The 24,004-nt window shown below is 43.2% G+C and carries 15 protein-coding genes and 1 pseudogene; 12 read left to right on the forward strand and 4 right to left on the reverse strand.

All coding sequences use genetic code 11. The features are described from left to right. The first annotated feature begins 117 nt into the window (after positions 1–117). From QT327_RS16755 to QT327_RS16770, 4 genes are read left to right on the forward strand one after another with little or no spacing between them, the layout of a single operon-like run. On the forward strand, positions 118–315 hold the full coding sequence (locus QT327_RS16755; RefSeq protein WP_289553481.1) for a hypothetical protein: 198 nt from the start codon (positions 118–120) through the stop codon (positions 313–315). Then, entirely contained in the window at positions 312–3,245 is a 2,934-nt protein-coding gene (locus QT327_RS16760) for a SusC/RagA family TonB-linked outer membrane protein (protein ID WP_289553482.1), read from the forward strand. Before QT327_RS16755 ends, QT327_RS16760 begins: the two co-directional genes overlap by 4 nt. Positions 3,246–3,261: 16 nt before the next feature. After that, a complete protein-coding gene (locus tag QT327_RS16765; protein ID WP_289553484.1) occupies positions 3,262–4,590 on the forward strand; it encodes a RagB/SusD family nutrient uptake outer membrane protein in 1,329 nt (442 codons plus the stop codon). A gap of 19 nt (positions 4,591–4,609) precedes the next feature. Beyond that, positions 4,610–6,022, forward strand: coding sequence for a TlpA family protein disulfide reductase (locus QT327_RS16770; RefSeq protein WP_289553485.1), 1,413 nt, complete (start codon positions 4,610–4,612; stop codon positions 6,020–6,022). On the opposite strand, the gene QT327_RS16775 is transcribed toward QT327_RS16770, so the two are convergent. The 3 genes from QT327_RS16775 to QT327_RS16785 form a co-directional block, all read right to left on the reverse strand. Then, on the reverse strand, positions 6,013–7,041 hold the full coding sequence (locus QT327_RS16775; protein ID WP_289553486.1) for a hypothetical protein: 1,029 nt from the start codon (positions 7,039–7,041) through the stop codon (positions 6,013–6,015). The two genes, QT327_RS16770 and QT327_RS16775, sit on opposite strands and share 10 nt — an antisense overlap. 430 nt (positions 7,042–7,471) lie before the next feature. Further along, positions 7,472–7,930 (reverse strand): MauE/DoxX family redox-associated membrane protein, encoded by a 459-nt coding sequence (locus QT327_RS16780; RefSeq protein ID WP_289553488.1) that lies wholly within the window; start codon positions 7,928–7,930, stop codon positions 7,472–7,474. A 189-nt stretch (positions 7,931–8,119) separates the two neighbouring features. Beyond that, positions 8,120–8,740 carry a Crp/Fnr family transcriptional regulator gene (locus QT327_RS16785; protein WP_289553489.1) on the reverse strand — a complete coding sequence of 207 codons (621 nt, stop codon included), beginning with the start codon at positions 8,738–8,740 and terminating at the stop codon, positions 8,120–8,122. A 546-nt stretch (positions 8,741–9,286) separates the two neighbouring features. Here QT327_RS16785 and QT327_RS16790 point away from each other — a divergent pair. The 4 genes from QT327_RS16790 (at position 9,287) to QT327_RS16805 (ending at position 16,177) form a co-directional block, all read left to right on the forward strand. After that, positions 9,287–10,426, forward strand: coding sequence for a hypothetical protein (locus QT327_RS16790; RefSeq protein ID WP_289553490.1), 1,140 nt, complete (start codon positions 9,287–9,289; stop codon positions 10,424–10,426). Positions 10,427–10,673: 247 nt separating this feature from the next. Continuing rightward, positions 10,674–11,528: an ImuA family protein gene (locus QT327_RS16795; RefSeq protein ID WP_289553492.1), complete on the forward strand. Its 855-nt coding sequence runs from the start codon at positions 10,674–10,676 to the stop codon at positions 11,526–11,528. A gap of 2 nt (positions 11,529–11,530) precedes the next feature. Beyond that, positions 11,531–13,036 (forward strand): Y-family DNA polymerase, encoded by a 1,506-nt coding sequence (locus tag QT327_RS16800; protein ID WP_354004783.1) that lies wholly within the window; start codon positions 11,531–11,533, stop codon positions 13,034–13,036. 3 nt (positions 13,037–13,039) lie between these two features. Further along, positions 13,040–16,177 carry an error-prone DNA polymerase gene (locus tag QT327_RS16805; RefSeq protein ID WP_289553493.1) on the forward strand — a complete coding sequence of 1,046 codons (3,138 nt, stop codon included), beginning with the start codon at positions 13,040–13,042 and terminating at the stop codon, positions 16,175–16,177. A gap of 113 nt (positions 16,178–16,290) precedes the next feature. On the opposite strand, the pseudogene QT327_RS16810 reads toward QT327_RS16805, so the two are convergent. Continuing rightward, a pseudogene (locus tag QT327_RS16810) lies at positions 16,291–16,667 on the reverse strand (DUF2784 domain-containing protein). Positions 16,668–17,105: 438 nt separating this feature from the next. Here QT327_RS16810 and QT327_RS16815 point away from each other — a divergent pair. The 4 genes from QT327_RS16815 to QT327_RS16830 all read left to right on the forward strand — a co-directional run bounded on the left by QT327_RS16815 (position 17,106) and on the right by QT327_RS16830 (position 23,979). Beyond that, positions 17,106–17,582 (forward strand): hypothetical protein, encoded by a 477-nt coding sequence (locus QT327_RS16815; RefSeq protein WP_289553497.1) that lies wholly within the window; start codon positions 17,106–17,108, stop codon positions 17,580–17,582. A gap of 82 nt (positions 17,583–17,664) precedes the next feature. Next, a complete protein-coding gene (locus QT327_RS16820) occupies positions 17,665–17,994 on the forward strand; it encodes a DUF4134 domain-containing protein (protein WP_130857528.1) in 330 nt (109 codons plus the stop codon). Between the two features lie 8 nt (positions 17,995–18,002). Next, positions 18,003–18,437, forward strand: coding sequence for a hypothetical protein (locus QT327_RS16825; protein WP_289553499.1), 435 nt, complete (start codon positions 18,003–18,005; stop codon positions 18,435–18,437). Between the two features lie 34 nt (positions 18,438–18,471). Then, positions 18,472–23,979: a helicase-like domain-containing protein gene (locus QT327_RS16830; RefSeq protein ID WP_289553500.1), complete on the forward strand. Its 5,508-nt coding sequence runs from the start codon at positions 18,472–18,474 to the stop codon at positions 23,977–23,979. Positions 23,980–24,004: the final 25 nt, after the last annotated feature.

Genomic DNA, 24,004 nt, shown 5'->3' on the forward strand with positions numbered 1-24,004 from the left:
AAAGCATTTTAATAGCAAACAGCTCTACAAGAACCTAATAAAGTCGCCCGTCTAATACTCTCTTTTACTCTCACTTAACAAACAATTTAATCGTAACCAGCCTAATGAGTAAAAGAAATGAACTTAAATTTCATAATGGGATTTTTATGCCCCAACCAATTTAATAACACGCTTATCTATCAATATAACGAACTGTGTTTGTTTGCCGCCACGGATGAGCAGGCTCTACTGCGACATAAAAATGAGCCTGCCGCCAAGGCGGTCCTTATTTTAAGCGACAACATAGCATCACGGAAAGGGGGAAATGTAAAGTGAAGATATTTCTCATCTCTCTAAGCTTTTTCCTTGCTAGTTATATAGTAAAAGCACAGGATTACCCAATCAGAGGGACGATTCGCTCGTCTAAAGATAGTACCTTTCTAATTGGAGCAACTGTAAAAATAGATAACGGTGTTACCAAAACAGATCAGAAAGGGAATTTCAATTTTATTGCCGATGAAGCAAAAGGGTTTATCCATATCACATTCACAGGTTATCAAAGTAAAGATGTTGAGTATGATGCCTCATCCGATTTATCCTATGATATCTACCTGTATCCGAAGGAAAATGCTTTAGACGAAGCGGTAGTGATTGCATACGGCCAAACGACCAAACGCTTGAATACCGGAAGCGTAGGAAAGGTTACAGCGGCCGAAATTGCAAGGCAACCTGTTGCAAACCCAATAGCTGCGATGCAAGGTCGTATTCCTGGAGTAGAGATAACACAACAAAATGGCCGTACAGGTGCTAATTTTAACGTTTTGATTCGTGGACGTAACTCCATAACAAATGGTAATGAGCCTTTATACCTAATTGACGGTGTGCCTTGGCTGAGCACAAGTCTTTCAAAAGTTGCTGGTCCATCTGGTTCCCAAAGTCCGTTCAATAGTTTAAATCCACAGGATATTCAGAGTATTGAGATATTAAAAGATGCTGATGCAACAGCTATATATGGAAGCAGGGGTGCCAATGGCGTAATTCTTATCACTACCAAAAAAGGTTCAATAGGAAAAACAATAGTCGACTTAAATGCCTACACAGGTGTTAGCAAGGTTGCCCATACCATGCCTTTAATGAACACGGAACAATATCTGGAAATGAGAAAGGAAGCCTTGACCAATGATGGCATCAATCCTACAGAAGCAAATGCTCCAGATGTCCTCCTATACGACCAACTACGGTATACTGATTGGACGAAACTTCTTATCGGCAATACAGCAAAATTTACTGATATTCAAACGGCACTGTCGGGAGGTAATATAAATACCCAATTCCGTTTGGCAGGAGGATATCGGAGAGAGACAAATGTTTATCTTGGAAATTTTGCTAACAAAAGAGGCAATGGTCAATTAAATCTCACGCATAGATCAGAAGATAAAAAACTACGTGCTTCCTTAACGCTTAATTATTCCAATGATAACAATTTGCTACCATCCTCTGATCTTATGTCAGGGATTTATAGCGCGCCTAATTTAAAAATCTATGAAGAAGATGGATCATTTGCCTGGAACGAAAATGGTTCTGCAAATCGAAATAATCCAATTGCCCAAACTTTGCAGACTACACAAACAATAACAGACAATCTTGTTGGCAATCTAAACCTAGAATACGCTATTGCAAGAAATTTTCAGGCAAGAATTAATGCCGGATATACTTTTATTCAAATGGATGAAACACAGATATATCCTCTAAATTCTTTTATCCCATCAGCTACACGAACCAGTGGACAATCTCAATTTGCAAATTCTCAATTAAGGAGTTGGATCGTAGAACCCCAAATTAGCTATAACAGATCTTTTGATAAACATAAAATTGATATTCTGGTTGGCGTGAGCTGGCAAAAAGAAAAAAATACAGGAACCAGCATCAATGCAAGTAATTACAGCAACGAATCACTTTTGCACACGACTTCCGGAGCAGGAAGAATAACCACTTCGGAGACATATAGTCAATATAAATATCAGTCTGCATTTGGCCGGATTAATTACCAGTATAATGGCCGTTACCTATTAAACCTAACGGCAAGAAGAGATGGGTCTTCACGGTTTGGGCCTGGTAGGCAATTTGCCAATTTCGGTGCAATAGGTGCAGCCTGGATTTTCAGTGAAGAAAACTGGTTAAAACAAGGATTTTCCTTTGTAAGTTTTGGAAAAATCAGAGGGAGCTTTGGGCTAACTGGCAATGATAAAATAGGAGACTACCAGTTTATGAATATTTATGGTAGTGCCAAATATCCCTATGATGGAATCAGTGGATTGATAGCTCAACGACTATTTAATCCCAATTATGGATGGGAAAGTAACCGTAAATTAGAACTAGCCTTAGAGTTAGGTTTTTTAGAAGATAGAATTTTAATCTCAGGTGGCTGGTTCAGAAATAGAAGTGGAAACCAATTACTGCAATATACCCTCCCATCTCAGACCGGCTTTTCCAGTATAACGAGAAACTTACCTGCTAGAATCGAAAACCGCGGTTTAGAGTTCGAGATCAATACGATCAATATAGTTCGAAACGATTATAAATGGAATACATCTTTTAATTTAACATTATTCAGCAATGAATTATTGGAATTCCCTAATCTGGAAAATTCAAGCTATGCTGCCAAATATTCGATAGGAGAACCATTAAATATCGCAAAAGTTTATCCGTACAATGGAGTTAACGTTGAATCTGGCCTTTGGGAAGTTGATCTACCGTTCGGACGAAATGTCGCCATGGCACTTGATCCAAAATTTTACGGGGGATTGGATAATAGTTTTATCTATAAAAATTTCCAGATCGATATCTTCTTTCAATTCGTAAAAAAACATGGATATAACTATTTATATTCTCTACCATCGGTACCTGGTGCATCCAACACTAATATGCCTGCCAAACTTCTTGAAAGGTGGCAGGAACAGGGAAATGTAAGCCAAACACAAAAATTTACTACAGGTGGTGCAGGGGCTACGGCTTGGAGCAACTACAGAATGTCCGAAGGCGCGTTCACCGATGCCTCCTTTCTCCGCTTAAAAAATGTTAGGCTGAACTATAAACTGCCAAAGAAGATGATATCGAAATTTGCCCTTCAGAACTTAAATCTTTATATGCAGGCCCAGAATCTATTAACCATTACCTCTTACAAAGGTAACGATCCTGAAGTTATAAGTTTGGGAGTTTTACCGCCATTAAGGAGCTTTTCAATCGGAATAAATTTAACCTATTAGATATAAAAGAATGAAAATGAGATTATGTATATTTTTGTTTTTTGCCAATTGTATTTTGCTTGGCAGCTGTAATGATTTTGTAGATGTTGATACTCCACCTAATCAGCTAACAAGACAATCGGTCTTCATTAATGCCACCTCTATAGAAGCAGGGTTGGCAGGGATCTATAGCAATCTTTCAGGTATTAATCATTCCTTAAACGCTGAAATGCATATAGGAACCTCCCTTTATTCTGATGAACTACATTATTCAGGATCATTACAGCAATATCTGGATTTTGAAGCTAGCGCTATTCAGACAAATAACACCATCATCTCAGGCGTTTGGGCAGATACATACCAAACTATCTACTCAATAAACGACGCTCTGGAAGGAATAGCTAACTCTCAGCTTGCCGAGAGTATTACCAATCCCTACATCGGTGAACTGAAGTTCCTTCGCTCTTTCTGTTATTTTAACCTTATAAATTTATATGGAGATGTCCCCCTCATCACAGGAGTGGACTTCGAAATAAACAGCAGTTTACCCAGAACTCCCACTAACGAAATATATGATCAGATTGTTATTGATTTAAAAGATGCACTTACTCTTTTACCAAGGCTATATGTAGGGAGCGAAAAGAGAAGCAGGCCTAATTATTTTGCGGCATGTGCATTAATGGCAAGAGTGTCTTTATTTATGCAAAATTGGCAGGATAGTTATCTTTTTTCATCTGAAGTAATAAACGATGACAACTATAGTTTGGGAGATTTATCACAGGTGTTTTTAAAGGATAGCCCAGAAACTATCTGGCAACTGATTCCTGTTACAACTCCATATAACACAAATATTGGAAGATTAACAGTTCCGTTAAATGTAAACAATAATGCAATACCCGATTTCTTTCTTTCTGACAATATGTTGTCCAATTTTGAACAGAAGGATTTAAGGGCTGCTAACTGGATAGGTATAAAGACAGTAAACGAGCAAAAATATTATTTTCCGTATAAATATAAAATCAACACGAGTAGTGAGGTAACAGAATTTCTTATTGTGTTCCGTTTGGTTGAACAATACCTCATAAGAGCAGAGGCTTTAATAGAACAAGGTAAGCTTCCCGAAGCCAAAAGAGACTTGGAGATTGTCCGGTCACGAGCGGGTTTACCACCTCTTACCATAGAACTGGATTCGGAGAAGTTAAGGTCAGCTTTGATGCATGAAAAAAAATTGGAACTATTTCTTGAATGGGGTTTGACGTGGTTCGACAAAAGAAGATTGAGACAGAACAATCTAGAAGACTATTGGCCAATACCTTTAACGGAGTTAGAACGGAATCCTAATCTTGAACAAAACACTCAATATTAACCTTGAAAAAAACAGAGATATGAAACAGGCAATTATAGCGGTCTGCGTTTTAACCATTTTTTCACTAGACCCATTTAAGGGATATGCCAAGCAAATGGCTAGAGAAGATACAATTCGTGAAAAAAGAATAGAAGATATATTGCCGGAAAAACTTGATCTAAAATTGTATAATTCTAAGGATGAAAGCATATTATCCGGTTCTTTAAAAGGTAAGTGGGTCCTTTTAGATTTTTGGGAGACGTTCTGCGCGGCATGTATTAATTCTATGCCACACCATACTGCATTGAGAGATAAATATAAAGACAGTTTACAGATATTTTTGGTTACTAAAAGTAAATCGTCACAATTGGATGCTTTTTTAGGACATAATCCCATTGCGTCTAAATCAAACCTTCCTTTTATCATCGAGGATACGATACTGAATAAACTATTCCCCCATAGAATAATTCCCCATGTGGTATGGATAAATCCAGAGGGTAAAATTAAAGCTATCACCGGTGGAGAGGAAGTTACTGAGGATAATTTGAATAGAATGATGGAAGGAAATACAATCCTAACCATAAAAAAAGATGATGTAAAATGGGATTATAGGAAACCAATTGGCGGGCAGAACAGTGATGATCAAAACACGTTAAGGAGGTCTGTTCTAAAGCAATATGATCCATCTATTGGTTCTGCTATTACCTTTAGGACGTATAAAGCTACGGCAACCGATGGCAATTATAACCATGTTTATTTTTCAAACATCAGACCTATCCAAATGTTCTACAACGCATTTATGATCAGAGAGGGTGCGGTAGGAAATCTTAATCCGAACCGGATTATAACAAAAGTAAAAGATTCAAGCATATTTCTGCAATATTCAAATGCTAATTTAGAAATGCCTTTTTTCCCTATGAAATTTCCATATATGAGGTGGAAAGATCGAGCAGGTTATCTACAGGAAAATAGTTTTTCTTATGACTTGATTATTTCTAAAGATTTGAGTTCCAGATCGTTCTCTAAAATATTAATTGACGACCTTAACCAGTATTTTCCAATTAAAGCTAAAGTTGAAAAAAGGGATCAACTTTGTTTAGTAATTTTTGTAAAAGATGCAGAAAAGGCGAGCAAATCCCTGAAATCTACATCAGAAGAAAGTACATTTACTGTTGACGGCGAAAAGATTTTCTTCACCGGAAAACCTTTTAGCGCTTTTATTGCGGAAATGAAACACTTTAACGCTATACCAATAGTAGATGAAACAGGAATTGAGTACCCCGTTGATATAACGGTAAATTTTTCAGAGTCTAAATATTTAAACCGAAAACTGGGTTCTGTAGTAAATATGGAAACTTTTGATTATGACATTTTTAAACAGGAGTTGAATAAATACGGACTGGATTGCAAAAAGGAGAAAAGAAAGGTTGAAATGTTAATAGTTCACGATTGATCGGGCAGATCTATAGGGAGCTTATATATTGCAAAATAATTGTTATTGTACAATATATAAAGAACTCCTTTTTTCACAATCATATTCTTCGCCAGTTTATTCTGTATAGTTGGGATGTAAAATGACCCAACATATTTCGCAGAACACACATTATAAATATCTATCGGGATATTTTGCTTATAAAGTTTGGGATCTTCATTGTCTGCCTTTAGGTTTGAGCAGACAAATAGAAATTCTCCGGATAGAGCAGCTGTCTGATTGGTAGTTAAAATTGACTTATTGGATATAGAAGGCTTATAGGAAATGGTATCGATTGTATTAAATTTACTGATAAGATTTAAATTGGTATCGAAGCATATTATATTATTGCTATAATAATGTACGTAGGAAATTAATTTGGTCTGAGGATCAAAACGGAGTATACCGTCATTGCTAAAACCTCCATCGTTACTGGCAAATGAAATGTTTTGCTCAACCTTTTTGGTGTTTTTAGATACATTTATTTTAACAAATCTTTTGTCTTTATTATCCGAAGTAAATTGACGCAAAATATAGGTTTCCTGTGATAAGGGAATACCATAGGAAAATTTTCCACTTTTTATCGATTTGAGGGTATAGTTGTTATTTTTCAAATTCCCTAGAATAATGTTCTGATTATTTCCCTGAAATACGTAAAGAATTTCTCCTCTTTTAAATATACCCGTAATTGGAAAGTTTAAAGCTTTGGATTCAGAATGTGTTAAGAAGTTCATTTTTGACACCTGATTATCCTTAATATTGTAGCTCACAATTAATCCATTTTGAGAGGCTGAAAAATAAATTTTATCAGCGTTGATTGAAAGAAGCTGAGATAAGCCCAAATCAGATTTCCATAAATTAATTCTCGTAGGATTGGAACCTATAAAAGTTCTGTCGAAACCGTTTTTTGTTTTATTGGGAAGATCAGTATTGATATATAGCAATACAATTGCCATGAAACCTAAAAAAATGGAAATGAATATTTTTGTAACTACTACCATCACTTTTTATCATTTGCGAATCAAAGGGGTAAGGAGTTTTCCTTACCCCTTTGATTTAAAACTTACTTGCTGACGGAGTCCAGAGTACTATATCGGTTGGGTTCTCAGTATTTTGAGCACATTCCCGAGTATCTCCTGGACATTCATCTTCTAACTGTGATTCATCAACTACCTGTCCGAAGTCTGGGTGGCTCGAATCGGTTATTTTATACTGATCCTGTTGAACGACCCGTGATGAATTAGCTTCTGCGTTGTTCGCATAAAAATAAACTGTAGTCGCTAGCCCTGCTGCGAATACATATCTGAATACTTTTTTCATCGTATTGAATATTTGGTTAAAAAATAAATGATTATTATGCTAATAGGCAAAGTCCCTCTTTTCCAATTATGGCGGAACGTGCGGAAATATGTTCAACAATTTTTTCATGATCTATTTGTCTATCTTCTTTTGTTTGTTTTCCTGAATTATTACTCCAATGGTTGTGAGCACCAGAAACACGATATTGAATATTAGATGCTGTTGCCAGGAAAGAGATTCTATGGCTGCCGAACACAGGCACGATGTAAAATAGCTGTAATGCACGAGCATGTATATGTAAGCCGTAAATAAGCTCATCAAAAACATGGATATATATAGCGCCTTTAATCTCCATTTATCCAAGCCGAGCATAACAGCAACAATAGCTTCTATAAGAGGGGTTCCTACTGCTACAATCAGGGCATAATTCATCAAAAATGGGGATTTGCCCAATTCGCTATAAAACCTTTCAAAACGTATGGTTTTGTCCATAGCAGTAAGACCAAAAAGAGCTATCAACAAAACGCAGATAACCTCTATAGTTACCGTTTTCCATCCAATGTTTTCCCGTTGTTGTGCCAATACTATCATAATTAAACCGGTCCTGCAATTACTTTCATGATCAGATTCCAATGATTCTACGTTCTTTTCACTATCTATTTATTCGCGTTTTATATCACCAAAGTTAAGCTCATCCCTTAAGGATTGAATGTCCAAAATTTTACATGCACCTGTAAAATTTTGGACATTCAGCTATCAACATTTTTTATTATAGCTCGGTTAACTAATATTATACAATGTCTGTCTGGATATTCCCAAAAAAGAAGCCTTTTCAATCTGGGAAAGCTTTCCAAAAGCGTTTGAATAACGAATGGATACCTCTTCCAGACGTTTTTCCGGAGGAAGACAGGAGAGCCGATAATTTTGGTCTTCCATTTTTTTTAAAGCTTCTGCCAAAAAATATTGCACCATAAACCGTGCATCGCCGTGCCTGTTGCAAAGTTTGATAATATCCAAGGTGTTCAGAACATAAGTAGACGACGGTTCAAGGAACTGAACATATATTGCCTTGTCCTTATTTTCTCCAAAAATATTATTCCCGCAAATGATTATCTCCCCTTGCTCCCATAGGTTGCATACCTGCCTTTTCCCGTCAAGCGGGCGAAAACCGACAGCAGTCCCTTTATGGAGGAAGGGGATTTCCATCGCAGGATTTTGCTCTCGCTGCCATAAATCGCCCTTTTCAAAATACCTGATCATCAATAAGTCCCTGATCTGTTGACGGAAATCATTTTTCAACATTCTCTTGTTATCCAGAATATCAAAGAAATCTTCAAACTGCATATCATCTGACGGTTTAACTGTTGATACTAATAAAAACGGAATGCGTAAATCCGTCAAGTGGCAAAAGTTAAAAATGGTTCAGCTTACCACGGGTTTATTACTGCTGAACACTATTTAAAGCCAGTTTTTCGGGTGGTATAAAGTGGCATCAATTTGTCATCATCATAATCTTCAGTGTAACTGAAAGGGGGCTAAAAGCAGTTCAAAAATCTATTTTGGTTATCGGCAAAGAGATTACAAAACAATTCTATTAGCGGCAGCAATTTTAGGCTTAAGCGTTACTAAATATTTTAGTAACAAGCAGCTATTGGCTTTAGCAAAAAACACCTTTTACCTTACGCTGGTTAAATATTTTATTATTTTCTACTGAAATGAGTTCTATTTTGATAGAATTCCGCACTGACCATCGAGTTTTCCTAATGGCACTTAATAGGGAGCCAAAAAAATGGAGGCGAACAATGCCACAATTTTTTGGTGTTAAGGTGCGTGATTGCCTGATTTCGCGTATGGAAGCGGTTTATCCCACCACTTTATCCACTTTTTTAAAAGGGAATCAAGTCTTTTTTTTGTCCTGAGTTCTGGGTTTTACTTAATATGGTGGATATGGGAGCGATTTACTCTTTTAAATGGTTGGACAACCTGATCATCAATAAACTTTCAGCAGCGGGTTCCGCAGTCACTCCCCTAAATCGGGAAGAAGTTATACTGGTAGCCAGAACATTGGCCGAAAATAAAGAAACACTGCCATTTGAATTTCTGCAAAAATTATTATCGCTTAAAAATGAGCGGCAATGCAAGCGTTTGGTTAACCGGTATCATCTTCAATTTGTACTGCTTCGGGAACATATCAGACGTAATCTAAAACATACGAAAACAACCTATCCGCGGATTTATGAATTGAATCGTTATGCCGAGGAGTTTGTAGAATATCTGTTATCTCTGATTGAAATGAGATTTCCAAACTATCTACGTAATGACTCGCCGGTATCGGATACATTCAGGAATATCACGGTAAGCGGTCTGAAAAATCTTTTAAAGAAAGTTAAAGAAAAGGCTTTTTTTAGACATGAACCCATCATTGATCGGATTGTAATCCCATCTGCAATATCAACTCTTGAAAACAAAGAGGTGACCTTTGGTCAATTGAACTATTGGCAGGAAATGCTCGGGGGACTGTTGTCTATGGAGGCTATACAGCAAATTTCCCATTTCAATACCCTTGAAGAATTTTTGATCAATATGAATTTCAACCATGCACATTTCGTCTCCTATTTACAGCAAAAGATTTTGAAAGGAGCAAAGAATAACATTGATGGCCGAAAGTATTTTCGGGAAATAAATATACGAAGGGATATCTATTACTCTAATACTCATCAATCCCTTCATAGAATTATGCATAACTGGTTTACACGGAATCCGTATACCCCCATGATTGAAAGTTCATCCGTCCCGGCCGTAAAAGAAAGTCCACTATCGCGAAAAACAAAGAATACAAAGGTGATTCTCAAACTTTCTGTGGATCAGTACGGTATTCTTCTGCGGGCGGCCGATCAGACAAAACTACTCGATGCACCATCCTTTAGCCACGTCTGTGAAACAATGGCTCCGATATTTGCAACAGCAAATCAGGAAGAAATCTCTGCGAACAGCCTAAGAAGCAATGCTTATCCAACAGAGGAAAACGATAAACTGGTTACTATCCGTTCGCTGGAAAAAATGATCCGATGGATCAGGGAGTGTTGAAAAACAGTATTTGGTATAGATGATAACAAACTATCGATTAGCCAATCATTTTAAACTATGGATGAAATATTCTTTGATTTACCGCATCAAAGCCTTTCTGGCCCCCTCATAAGAAACAATATCTTTATCTCTGAAACAGACTGCCAAACCATCCCTCAGCCAGCTTTTGCACGGTTAGGTAAGATTTTAAACAATATTGTTTGCTAAAGATCTAAATAGGAATTTATAAATAGAAAAACTCAATATTATGCCTACAATACTTGACAGCTGGTTTCTCTATTCAACCAAAAGCAATGGCAAAAACATCTTGTTTGCTAAAATTATTAGTATTAGTTTTGTTGTCCTAATTTGTAATGATATGGTTATGATGTCAGAAGATAAGCGTGCGTTGATAAGCAGGTTGAAAAAGGACATGTTACTCTGGCAGGGATTAAAGCCAAAAGAAAGCCAAGAGGACAGTATTGGCCTTGGACCAATGGAAGAGGCTTTTCCGAACGGCATTTTCCCTAAAGGAAGCGTGCATGAGTTTATCAGTACGAATCGGGTAGAAAGTGCCGTTTCATGTGGCTTTATGAGCGGGTTACTGGGCAATCTGATGAAGAATGGTGGCGTTTGCATCTGGATCAGCAGTTTCAAAGCGCTGTTTCCTGCATCACTTAAAACATTCGGCGTAACGCCGGAACATATCGTTTTTGTCCGTATGAAACACGAGAGAGATATTCTTTGGGCAATGGAGGAGGCGCTTAAGTGCGAAGGACTCGCTGCAGTTATTGCCGAGATCCATAAACTCGATTTTGTACAATCACGTCGCCTTCAACTGGCCGTAGAGAAAAGCAGGGTTACAGGGTTTATACTTCGGCATAATCCACGTTCGCTGGATTCCACGGCCTGCGCTGCACGGTGGAGGATCACTCCCTTACCAAGCAAATTAAAAGAAAACATGCCGGGAATCGGCTTTCCGCGTTGGGAAGTGGAACTGTTAAAAGTGCGTAACGGCAATCCGGGCAAATGGCAGGTGGAATGGTCGGCAGATGGACTGATTCCGCTGCGCAAACAAAGCCAATCAGAAAATAGGTCGCAACGGATTCAGCATTTAGGATAAAGATGATGAAAAGACGATTTGCTTCGATATGGTTTCACCACCTGACCACAGATTGGATGACAGTCCGTAGGCCTGTATTGAAGGATGTTCCCTTTGTCTTTGCCGCTCCCGTACATGGCCGGATGGTAATCTGTGCCGCCAATCCGGTAGCGGAACAACAAGGGGTCACCCGCGGTATGGTAGTTGCCGATGCCAAGGCTTTCCTTCCATCGCTGCAAGTCATCGATGAACGTCCAAGGCTATCCGAAAAACTGCTTAAAGCGATCGGTCATTGGTGTATACGTTTCACACCAATTGTTGCGCTGGATGATCCTGACGGTCTTATTCTGGACATCAGTGGCTGCGCCCATCTTTGGGGCGGGGAACGGAAGTACCTGAAAATTCTCGTTTCAAGGTTAAAGGAGCGCGGTTATGATACCCGCATGGCCATAGCCGATACCATCGGTACCGCTTGGGCTATTGCCCGCTTTGGCAAGGTAAAACCGATCATTGAAAGCTGTGACCAACTTGACGCCCTGATGCCCCTACCTCCTATCGCATTGCGGCTGGAACCGCATACGCTGGAGCGATTGCAACGTTTGGGATTAAAAACTATCGGAGGCTTTGCCGCGATGCCGCGTACTGTTCTGCGCAGGCGCTTCGGTGACACATTCCTGTTACGGTTGGGACAGGCTCTCGGCTATGAGGATGAATTTATCACATCTTTAAAACCTATCATTCCTTATGAAGAACGGTTACCCTGCCTGGAACCAATCAGCACGGAAAAAGGAATAGAAATAGCTCTTCAGAAATTGCTGGAAAATCTCTGCAAACGCTTGTCCGGCGAAGGAAAAGGGTTGCGGGAAGCTTTGCTCAAGTGCCACCGTATCGACGGAAAAATGGAACAGATCAGCATCGGCACCAACCATGCAACGGCTAATGTGCCGCATCTCTTTAATCTGTTCGCATTGAAGATATCACAGATAGAACCGGCATTGGGTATTGAACTGTTTATACTGGAAGCTCCTAAAACAGAAGATGTCGATCCCGTACAGGAGTCGATATGGAGCAGCCGAACAGGCATGGAAAATACCGCAATAGCAGAGCTGCTGGATCGTTTAAAAAGCCGCGACAGCTCATGCGAAATCTCCCGTTATTTGCCGGATCAGTATTATTGGCCGGAGCGGTCAGTGAAGGAAGCATCTTCCATTAAAGAAAAACCGATTATCAATTGGCCAACGGACAGGCCACGACCAACACGACTGCTATCTATACCGGAGCCGATTACGGTTACCTCTCCCATACCGGATTATCCACCTATGTTATTCCGCTATAAGGGGAAAATGCACACCATCAAAAAAGCAGATGGTCCCGAGCGTATCGCAAGGGAATGGTGGATGGATAAGGGCGAACACCGGGACTATTATTATGTCGAAGACGAGAAAGGCCAACGTTTTTGGTTATATCGCTCAGGCCACTATGGGAGCAGCCAGTCCGGCCAATGGTTTCTGCACGGTTTTTTTGCCTAGCTTATGGGATACATTGAATTACAGGTAACAACTAATTTCAGCTTCTTACAGGGAGCCTCGCATCCGGATGAGCTGATGGAACAGGCTGCGGAATTGGGATATACCGAAATCGCAGTTACTGATCGGAATACTTTAGCGGGTATTGTCCGTGCACACATAGCCGCAAAAAAACACGGCATCCGTCTTATTCCGGGCTGCCGCCTGGACTTATTGGATGGGCCCAGTTTATTGGCCTATCCGACGGACAGGGAAGCTTATGGACGGCTATCGACACTGCTCACGGTGGGCAACCTGCGTACAGAGAAAGGCCAATGTCATCTATATAGAACTGATGTTTACCAACATAGTGAAGGCATGAAGTTTATCGTCCTTCCGCCCGACAAACTCACCCCCTCATTTGAGCTTGAAACCGGATATATGCAGCACATTCAGGAATACCGGGAAATGCTAGGACATGCGCTTTATCTTGGAGCAAAACGCCTTTATAGGGGCGATGATGCCAAGATGCTGTTCCAGCTCAACCAACTGTGTGAACGACTGGACATCGGGATGGTTGCTATTGGAGATGTATATTATCATGTGCCCGAACGGAGGGAGTTACAGGATATCCTGACCTGTATCCGTGAGAAATGCACCATTCATACCGCAGGTTTCAAATTGCATCCGAATGCAGAGCGTTATCTTAAACCGACGCAGGAAATGGAACGGTTGTTCCGTCAGTATCCTGACGCCATTTATCATACCGGAGAGATTGCAGCAGCATGCAGGTTTTCACTCGACAGTCTTGAATATGTGTATCCCCACGAGCTGGCTCCAAATGGCCGTACACCACTGGAAGAACTGGTCTACCTGACGTGGAACGGTGCCAGAGAACAGTTCGGAGAGGATATCCCTGAAGCCATTCGGGATACCATAAATATGGAACTGGATTTTATCGAACGGAAGAATTATGCTTCGTATTTCCTGACTGTTTATGATTATGTGCGCTTTGCACGGGAAAGGGGCATCCTTTGTCAGGGCCGTGGCTCTGCGGCCAACTCTACCGTTTGTTATTGTCTTGGTATAACATCAGTAAATCCTTCGAAATTCAGGTTGCTCTTTGCCCGCTTCATGTCCGATGCGCGGGACGAAGCCCCTGATATTGATGTGGATTTTGAACATCAACGCCGTGAAGAGGTAATCCAGTATATCTATGAAAAATATGGCCGCAACCGTGCAGCAATTGTAGCCACGGTAACGCAGGTACATTCGAAAGGGGCGATACGGGATGTGGCAAAGGCGATGGGATTATCACTGGATGCCGTAGGCCGGTTGTCGGGCATTATCAGCAGCCATTGGGATGACCATATCGATCTGGAAAGATTGGCTGAACAGGGCTTTAATCCCGATGATCCGCATTTACGGAAAGTGCTCGAATTGACGCATCAATATATCGGATTTCCAAGGCAGCTGGGTCAACATACCGGAGGCTTCGTCATTACGCAGGGTAATCTCCATGAACTTTGTCCGCTCATCAATGCCCGGATGGAAAACCGTACAAATCTGGAATGGAACAAGGATGATCTGGAAGCGTTGGGTTTTTTGAAGGTTGACGTATTGGCCTTAGGCATGTTAACGTGTATCCGGAAAGCTTTTGATCTTGCCAAACAACATTATAACCTGGATCTCACTTTAGCAAACATACCGCAAGACGATTCTGACGTATACGAGATGATAAGTCATGCCGATACATTAGGGGTATTCCAGATTGAAAGCCGTGCACAGATGTCGATGCTGCCAAGACTAAGACCAAAAGTATTTTATGATCTGGTTATCGAGGTAGCCATTGTCAGGCCCGGACCGATACAGGGAGATATGGTACATCCTTACCTTCGCCGCCGCAACGGCGAGGAACCGGAGGACTATCCTTCGGAGGAAATCAAAAGTATTCTTAAGAAGACGCTCGGGGTTCCGCTCTTTCAGGAGCAGGCCATGGAAATCGCCATCGTAGCCGCTGGATTCACACCGGCAGAGGCAGATGGGCTCCGGCGCAGTATGGCTACCTTCAAAGCAAAAGGACAGGTATCCGCATTCCATAAAAAGATGGTAGAAGGTATGGTCAGAAAAGGCTATACCGAAGACTTTGCCAATCGCGTGTTCAGGCAACTGGAAGGGTTCGGTAGTTATGGCTTTCCTGAGAGCCATGCCGCCTCATTTGCCCTGCTGGTGTATATCTCTTCCTGGCTGAAATGCTATTATCCCGATATTTTCGCCGCTTCCCTACTGAACAGCCAGCCCATGGGCTTCTACCAACCTGCCCAGATCGTTATCGATGCGAGGAAACACGGTGTAAGTGTATTGCCTGTCGATATCAATCATTCCCATTGGGACAATACATTGGAAGGTGAAAGAGGCAGACCACACGCCCTGCGGTTGGGTTTACGTCAGATAAAAGGTTTTCGGGAAGAAGATGCTATTATATTGGTAAAAGCGCGGTGTAAAGATTATACTTCCATAACTTCCCTGATGGATGCGGGCCTATCCTTATCCGTAATGGAAAGGCTTGCAGACGCGGATGCTTTTCGCTCGCTCGGTATTGACCGTAGGCGGGCATTGTGGGAGATATCAGCATTGGCTGACAGACCAATTGCACTTTTTGAAGGACAACTGTCCGAAAGCGCCAGAGAAGGACAGATCGAATTGCCTTTGATGACCGCAGGTGAACATGTAGTCCATGATTATACCACTACAGCCCTTTCTATCAAAGCACACCCTGTCAGCTTTCTTCGTGCAAAACTGGATTTACTGCATGTGGTGCCAACGGAAAAGTTAGGTCTGATGAAAAATGATATGCCTGTAAAGGTTTGTGGGCTCATTACCGTGCGCCAGCGTCCCGGCACGGCAAAAGGCGTCCTGTTTGTCACCATAGAGGATGAAACGGGCTTTGCCAATCTCGTAATATGGGGAAAGGTTTTTGAACAGTATCGGAAAGAAATCCTCCGGTCGAAACTGTTTATGGTAGCGGGTAAAGTACAGCTAGCGGGGGAAGTCATCCATGTGGTGGCTCAACGCTGCTTCGACATGTCCGGATTGTTAAAAGGCCTGACAGACGATAAAGATGGTGCGAGCGGTGCTTTCCATAAAGGACGGAACTTTCAATAGTACTGATCAACTGAACTTTGACACAGTTGCCGTTTATTTCCATCGCATATCTTATCAGCGCAAAGGTATGGTTTCAAACAAGTTTATAGATTACAGACAGTTTTATGGAATTTCTATCTCAACTTTCTTCTTTTCCAGTAGAGCGAGTAGGCAATGGCATTTACACTAATAACAGCTACCACTAAAGCAAATTGGATATTCCGAGTAAGGTCCTCCTGATATATTATCGGAACTAAGTGTCTTGTAATGAAATCTTCTTCGTAGGTTGAAAGCCCAGCATGATAACCAAAATAATTTCAAGCGCAGTAAGGGGGCATATCACGCCTGACGATAATTCCGCGTATACACCCCAAATAACTGAGGACGGATGTAGAATACTGATCCACAAGCTTTTATTTAGAAAAAAACCGCCAATAACAACAAAAAATATAAATAACAAATGGATGATTACCGTAAGTTGCGTGAGAAAAAGATAGATATATTTTTCCATCGGCTTTAGCTTTAACTATTGTAAATATCGACACTCTTTCCCAAAAAGGGAAAAACGTTTATAAAGACATTGTTCAGGAAAGTCCTTCCCTCGAAATCTTATGATGAATCGTCCCAGATAACATCACTATATTTAAGGTCGCCTTTACTTCTCAGTACTTCACTTTCCAGCTCCGCACCGAACAGAAATCTTCCCCTTGCAACCTTTCTACTACTTCCTGCCAATCCATAACTTAATCCATTTTCGTGGAACCATATGGATTATTGGTATATGCGCAACCAATGGCACATATTTTTTACCCCCTCATAATATAAAGATAATTCCCTGATTTACAAAGGATACAGGGATACAATTTTAGGATACAGCAAAAGTTGTATCCCTGAGCCGTTTCTGCTCTTGCCACCTTTGTTCCAACAAAACGAAGCAAACAAAAAAGTTATGTTAAACGGAATCACCTGGTCGGAGTATTTAACGGCATTGTTCATAGCAGTGATTATTTATTACCTGCTTATCGCCTTGCGGTACTATCCGAAAGAACTAAAGCGCTGCCTTTCCGGAAAGCGAAAAAGAAACGAAGAACAAGAAGAGGATTTTGATACAGAAAGCGGGTCTGCGACGAAAGCGGATGAAGTACACAACCTTTTTTCGGATGAAGAGTCAACTGAAAAAGCCTTTGCTTCTGCCGAAGAACTATCGAATCAGATTCGGATTACCGTAAGGGAGGCTGTTGATAAAAGCCTATCCAAAGATAATCTCTGCTTATTGCTTGGTACCTTATTGGATGACTATCCACAGTTCCGGGACAACGCTTTTCAGGTTGCTATCAATAACGTGATCAATACCGAATTGGAAAAATACGGTTCCGTCCCCCTCAGTGCTGTAGAGCTAGATGGGTTGTGGAAAGAGGGAAGCTGACGGAAGCCCGCTCCGTCCCCTGCCCTATCCGGCAGGGGAAAACGGGGCAAAGCGCAGGAATTTAACCTTTAACAAGTGAAGTATGGGAAAGTGGAGAAAGATGGAAAAGGGAAAACTACGTGCAGTAATGACAGCAGCGCTGGTTGTAATGTTTGTGGCAGCTGTAAAAGCGCAGAGCGGATTGGATGGCATTGAACAGGCCAATACGGAAGTGAGAGGATATTTCGATGCGGGAACAAAATTGATGTACGGGGTGGGCGCGATGATCGGTTTGATCGGCGCGGTCAAAGTGTATCAAAAATGGAACGGCGGAGAGCAGGACACGAATAAAGTTGCGGCCGCCTGGTTCGGAAGCTGCATCTTTCTGGTTGTGGTAACCACGATTATCCGCTCGTTTTTTGGGATCAATTAAAGTGATTTATGCAGGAAATATTAAAGGAACGGTTATACAGCTATCTGGTGGACAACAGGGTCGACCTTTTTCTGGACTTGCAGCACAAAGGCGGGCTGAAGGAGTACCTGAACTCAAGTGTGTCGGCCATTGCACCGCAGATCAGGGAAATGCAGGAATCGGGAGAACCCGATCTGTACATCGAGGAATACTGTATGGATGAGCTGACCAGGAAACTGCGTCCATCCCCGTTCCTTTACCTCTACCGTGTGCTGGAAGAGGAATTCGAAAAGGATTTTTACCGCATGCGTGAGGATGGTATCCTCACCTATGAGCTGATCAATATACTCGGCTGCTGCCGCGACATTTTTGACCGAAATGCCTTTTCGGAGGAAACGGAAGAAGACCGTTACCTGCGGTATGAAATTACGGGCGCCGTCGGGGATTATCTATCGGGATCATAAACCAGAGCATTGGTGATGGAAGGGAAAGTGCGATATGGGATACAATGTAAAGGAGAAACTGAAAGATAACCTGGCGGCTATCCGTATAGCTTTTGACTACCGTAATGGCAGGGTACCTGCAGCGGATGATGCAGCAGTATTATCGCGTTACAGCGGCTTCGGGGGGATTAAAGCTGTCCTCTACGACTGGAAGGACCGCGAAGACTGGATGGAGCAGATTCCTTCGGAAAGGGACCGGGAGCTCTATCCGCTCTTGGATGATCTCCATACGGTACTGAGGGAAAATTTTACCCCGGATGAATGTCGCAGAACACTTTCCTCCCTTAAACACAGCGTCCTAACCGCTTTTTATACGCCGGACTTTTTTCCGGAAATCCTTTACGGAACGATGGACAAGCTGGGTATCAGCCTGCGGAATATTTATGAGCCAAGCGCAGGAGCGGGCGTCTTTGTCGCCGGTGCTGTAAAAATGGTACCTGAGCTTGAAAGCGTGACAGCTATCGAAAAAGATCAGCTGACGGCAATGGTGCTGGAAGCATATGCCTCTACATTTCCCGTAAATGTACAGGTTCAGGAAAAAGGTCTGGAAGAAACTTCCCGTGAGGAGAACGGTCGGGCTGATCTGGTGATCAGCAATATTCCTTTTGGAAACTTTTCGGTGTACGATCCCCTGGTAACGGATAAGAACCTTACCGGAAGGATCCATAATTATTTTTTTGCCAAAGGCCTCGATAAACTGAGGGACGGCGGGCTTCTTGCCTATATCAGTACGGACACCTTCCTGAACAGTCCGCTGAACCGTGCCGCCCGGGAGCATTTATTCTCCCGTTCTGATCTTGTCACCCTTGCCGTGCTGCCTGAGAACCTGATGCGGGATACGGGAAATACCGACGCTCCCTCCCACCTGATCATTGTCCAGAAAAACAACAATAAGAAAGCCCTTACGGAAACGGATAAAATCCTGTTGGAAACCGTGAGCCGGGAAAATGACTTTGGCGGCTATACGCTCAACCGGTACATAGCCGAGTATAGTGATATCATTTTGGGTAACCGGATGGTTGAAGGAAGAAACCAGTATGGCGAGGCGCACCTTAAGATCCTGCAGGAGGGTGAGATCAGCGGTATCAGCAGGCGCCTTGAGGCTCTTCTGCTGGACGGTTTCGGTAAAAGATTCGAGAGAAGCCGCTACGAAACCGCTCACGACCCCGTTGAGTCGGCAAAGGTTGTAAAAGAGGGTAAAAAACTTACCTTTTTACCGCCGCCCGAAGGTGGTAACAGGGAGCAGGTAACTGTACAGCTCGGGCTTTTCGATATACCACGGGAGGCTCCCGACAGATCTGCCGCCTATCTCAACGAGCTGGACAGGGCTTCGATGCGGGCGGATACGGCCCGTATCATTGCCACCATTAGGACTCCCGAAGAAAACGATCATGAAAGCGTTGTGCTAATTACGGCACAGCAGGCAAAAACGGGCAGATATCTGTACAGGTTATTTTCCAACCTGCGGGAGATCACCTTCCGCTCGATGTGGCACAGCGGTAGGAGCCTCGGCCCTGAACTGGAAAGACTCCGTAACCTTCTTTCGGTTTACGGCAATACCTTCCGTTTTGAGGGTGACCGGAGCCTGGAAAAAGCTTTTGGGCTGTCTGAAAAAAAAGAGGATATCTTCCATGGTCTGCAGCCTTTCCATAAAGAAGGGATGCCGGTTATATACGAAGGGCGGATCGTCCGACTGCTTAAGCCGGATTTTGGAAAGGACCGTGCGGGTTTTGAGCCACTGGAAGTCGATAAAAACAGTCTAGAAGCCGCTCACGCCTATATCGGCGTGCGAGACAGCTACCTGCGTCTAATGGAGCTGGAAAAGGCAGAACAGGAAACCGGCTATGTCCGCAGCGAACTCAACAATCTGTATGATCGGTTCGCCAGCGAACATGGACAGCTCAATTCGGCGCAGAACAGGCAGCTGGCGACGCTGGATCCGGTATATTCGCACCAAGTGTTTTCCTCTCTGGAACGACGGGAACACGACCGTTTTGTCAAGGCCGATATGCTGGACGGTCCGCTCGGTGCGGACCATGATTTCCACACAGAAGATCCGGTAGAGGCACTGGCGGTTAGCCTTAACGATAAGGGAGGCGTCGATCTTGATTATATTGGAAAGCTTACGGGAAAAGAGCAGCACTTGCTGATCGCGGAACTCAAAGGTCATATCTATTTTGAACCCGGAGAACGAAGATGGGTAACAGCAGATAGCTACCTCAGCGGCAATGTGGTTGCAAAACTTAAAGTAGCCAGGGAGCAGGTATCAGAAGAGGCAGAAACCCCTTTTCTTGCCGACAGTCTACAGGCCATTGAAAAGGTGCAGCCCGAAAAGATCCCTTTTGAACTGCTGGATTTCAACCTTGGGGAACGCTGGATACCGCAGGAATACTACAGCCGTTTTGCCTCCGGCCTTTTCGGAACACCGGCAACGGTCAGTTATTACCGTTCGGTGGACATTTTCAAGGTTGAGATTCCGGATGCCAATCTGGCCGTGACCGAAGAGTATGCGATCAAGCCCAAAAGTGGCAGGACAATGTACGGCTACACGCTTTTCGAACACGCACTGGAAAACACCTTTCCCTCCTTCAGTTACCCTATTGCCAATGCCGAGGGAAAGGAAGTGCGGGTCCCCGACAATGAGGCCATCCAACAGGCGCACGAAAAGATCGAAAAGATACGGGACAGGTTCCTGTTGTTCATGAAAGAGCTCCCGGGTACCGAAAAAAAAGCGATTGAAACGGCCTATAATGAACTCTACAATTGCTACGTCCTGCGGAAATTCGATGGTAGTCACCTGAAATTTCCCGGGTTAAGCAGAGACGCGCTGGGAATAGAGGATCTTTACGACTCCCAAAAAGATGCGATATGGCGTATCATCCAGTCCCGGGGTGCCCTGATCGATCACGAGGTCGGTCTGGGGAAAACACTAACCATGGTAGTCGCCAGTCGAGAAATGAAACGATTGGGTATTGCGCATAAACCGCTAGTTCTGGCATTGAAGGCCAATGTAGCCGAGATTGCCGTTACTTATCGGAAAGCATATCCCAACGCCCGAATACTTGCCCCCACTGAGAGTGACTTCGTACCAGCCAAAAGAACACGGCTCTTCCACGAGATTCGTAATAACAACTGGGACGCTGTTATTCTGACCCATGACCAGTTCGGAAAGATATCGCAGTCACCCGAGATCCAGCAGCAGATTTTACAGACCGAGCTTTTCAATCTGGAGCGGGATCTGGACGCCATGGAAAAAGGTAATGGCAGGACCGGCAAGCAGATCATGAAAGGATTGGAGATCAGGAAGAACAATCTGCAGAACCGTCTTTCGGAGGTTCAGCGCAGTATGGATAACCGCAAAGATCAGGACATTTACTTTCTGGATATGGGCATTGACCATATTTTTGTCGATGAATCCCATAAATTCAAGAACCTGACCTTTTCCACGCGGCACGATCGCGTAGCAGGTTTGGGGAACACGGAAGGTAGCCAGAAAGCACTGAATATGCTCTTTGCCGTACGCAGCCTCCAGCAGAAGTTCCAAAGTGACCTCTGTGTCACCTTCCTGTCGGGTACACCGATCAGTAACAGCCTGACCGAGCTTTACCTGATCTTCAAATACCTGCGCCCCAATGAGCTTCAGCGGCAGAACATTTCAAATTTCGACAGCTGGGCTGCCGTTTATGCCCGGAAGACCACCGACTTTGAGTTCTCAGTGACCAATGAGATCATTGCCAAGGAACGTTTCCGCCATTTTATCAAAGTGCCCGAGCTCGCCCTGTTCTACAATGATATTACCGATTACAAAACAGCCGAGCACATCAAACTCGACCGTCCGCAAGTGGACGAAGTGCTCGTCAATATCAAACCTACACCCGAGCAGGAAGCGTTTATAGCTAAGCTGATGAGCTTTGCCCAAACGGGGGATGGAATGCTTCTGGGTAGGGAACCCTTAACGGAAACGGAGGATAAGGCCCGCATGTTGATTGCGACCAACTACGCCAAGAAAATGGCCGTGGATATGCGCCTGATCAGTCCGGAATATGAAGATCATCCCGATAATAAGGTCAATACGTGTGCCCGTAATGTCGCTTTGCTTTACGGGGAAACTGCTGCATTCAGGGGAACACAGCTCATCTTTTCCGATATCGGCACACCGGGTAATAAGGGGTTCAACGTATACGATGCGCTCAAAAAGAAGCTGGTGGAAGATTTTCACATTCCGGCTTATGAGATCACTTTTATCCATGACTGGACCGACCGGAAAAAACCGGAGCTGTTCCGCAAGATGAACAGCGGTGAGATACGCATCCTGATAGGCAGTACCGAAAAGGCCGGTACCGGCCTGAACGTCCAACGGCGGATGACAGCCCTTCACCATCTGGATATCCCCTGGACACCAAAAGATCTGGACCAACGTGTGGGCCGTGGTGCCCGTCAGGGTAACGTGGCCGCCAAGGAACACAAGGGAAACAAGATCAAGAATTTCATTTATGCCGTTGAACAGAGCCTGGACAACTACAAGTTCAATCTGCTCAAGAACAAACAGCTGTTCATCAGCCAGATGAAAAATTCCGGTCTCTCGGTAAGGAGCATCGACGAAGGTGCTTTTGACGAGAAGAGCGGCATGAACTTCTCGGAATATATTGCCATCCTGTCCGGAGATACCACGCTACTTGAAAAATCACGTGTGGAGAAAAAGATCACCGTACTGGAGAACCTCCATCACTCCCACCGGCAGGAACAGGCTCGGCTGCGCTATGAACTGGAAGACCTGCAATCGGAACATGAAAAAACCGGTTCCACGCTCGAAAAGCTCAGGGCGGATGAAAAACATTACAGCGAAAATCTGCTCCGGGATAAGGACGGCACCAAAATGAACCCTATTCAGTTGAGTGACCTGAGTGCGGGTGATCCGGAAATCATTGGAAACGCACTGATCAAAATCCATTCGGGCTGGAAACCGAAAGGAGGTTCGGGAGACCGTGAACAGATCGGCTCGCTGTACGGTTATGATCTTTACGTGCACCACCACTGCGAAACCAATGGTTTCGGGAAAAATGGCTGGACGTACCGGTATTTTAACACACTTTACGCCGAAAGTCCCGCTACCGGGATACGCTATACGTATTCGGGCGGAGAGCCCAACAGAGATAACCCGAAAACCGCATCACGCTATTTTCTCAGTGCTATTGACCGTGTCGGCAAACTCCGCGAGAAATCTGAGACAAAATATAATCAACAGGACGAAAAGCTCAAAGGCCTTGCCTCCCTGATGGAGAAACCCTTCCAGCGGGCCGAAGAGCTCGCTGCACTGAAAGAAGAGTTAAAAGATCTGGAGGAAAGACTGACAAAGAAAATGGAAGCCACACAAAAGATCCAGGAAGGAACGGAAGTTTCCGACAAAAAGCAACGGGAAGATATGGATGCGCAAGTACCTGTCATTCCTCTGAAAAAGGAAGAAGAACCAGCAGGACGTAAGACTTCTGCCGTACGGTTATGACACAGTACCCTTTAACTATAAACAG

The organism is Olivibacter sp. 47 (assembly GCF_030372825.1).
GTDB lineage: Bacteria > Bacteroidota > Bacteroidia > Sphingobacteriales > Sphingobacteriaceae > Olivibacter > Olivibacter oleidegradans.

Excerpts from the sequence above, each read along its gene's own strand:
- QT327_RS16755 (WP_289553481.1), top strand. The coding sequence starts at position 118 with ATGAACTTAAATTTCATAATGGGATTTTTATGCCCCAACCAATTTAAT.
- QT327_RS16765 (WP_289553484.1), top strand. The coding sequence starts at position 3,262 with ATGAGATTATGTATATTTTTGTTTTTTGCCAATTGTATTTTGCTTGGC.
- QT327_RS16770 (WP_289553485.1), top strand. The coding sequence starts at position 4,610 with ATGAAACAGGCAATTATAGCGGTCTGCGTTTTAACCATTTTTTCACTA.
- QT327_RS16775 (WP_289553486.1), bottom strand. The coding sequence starts at position 7,041 with ATGGTAGTAGTTACAAAAATATTCATTTCCATTTTTTTAGGTTTCATG.
- QT327_RS16780 (WP_289553488.1), bottom strand. The coding sequence starts at position 7,930 with ATGATAGTATTGGCACAACAACGGGAAAACATTGGATGGAAAACGGTA.
- QT327_RS16790 (WP_289553490.1), top strand. The coding sequence starts at position 9,287 with ATGGGAGCGATTTACTCTTTTAAATGGTTGGACAACCTGATCATCAAT.
- QT327_RS16795 (WP_289553492.1), top strand. The coding sequence starts at position 10,674 with ATGCCTACAATACTTGACAGCTGGTTTCTCTATTCAACCAAAAGCAAT.
- QT327_RS16800 (WP_354004783.1), top strand. The coding sequence starts at position 11,531 with ATGATGAAAAGACGATTTGCTTCGATATGGTTTCACCACCTGACCACA.
- QT327_RS16805 (WP_289553493.1), top strand. The coding sequence starts at position 13,040 with ATGGGATACATTGAATTACAGGTAACAACTAATTTCAGCTTCTTACAG.
- QT327_RS16815 (WP_289553497.1), top strand. The coding sequence starts at position 17,106 with ATGTTAAACGGAATCACCTGGTCGGAGTATTTAACGGCATTGTTCATA.
- QT327_RS16820 (WP_130857528.1), top strand. The coding sequence starts at position 17,665 with ATGGGAAAGTGGAGAAAGATGGAAAAGGGAAAACTACGTGCAGTAATG.
- QT327_RS16825 (WP_289553499.1), top strand. The coding sequence starts at position 18,003 with ATGCAGGAAATATTAAAGGAACGGTTATACAGCTATCTGGTGGACAAC.
- QT327_RS16830 (WP_289553500.1), top strand. The coding sequence starts at position 18,472 with ATGGGATACAATGTAAAGGAGAAACTGAAAGATAACCTGGCGGCTATC.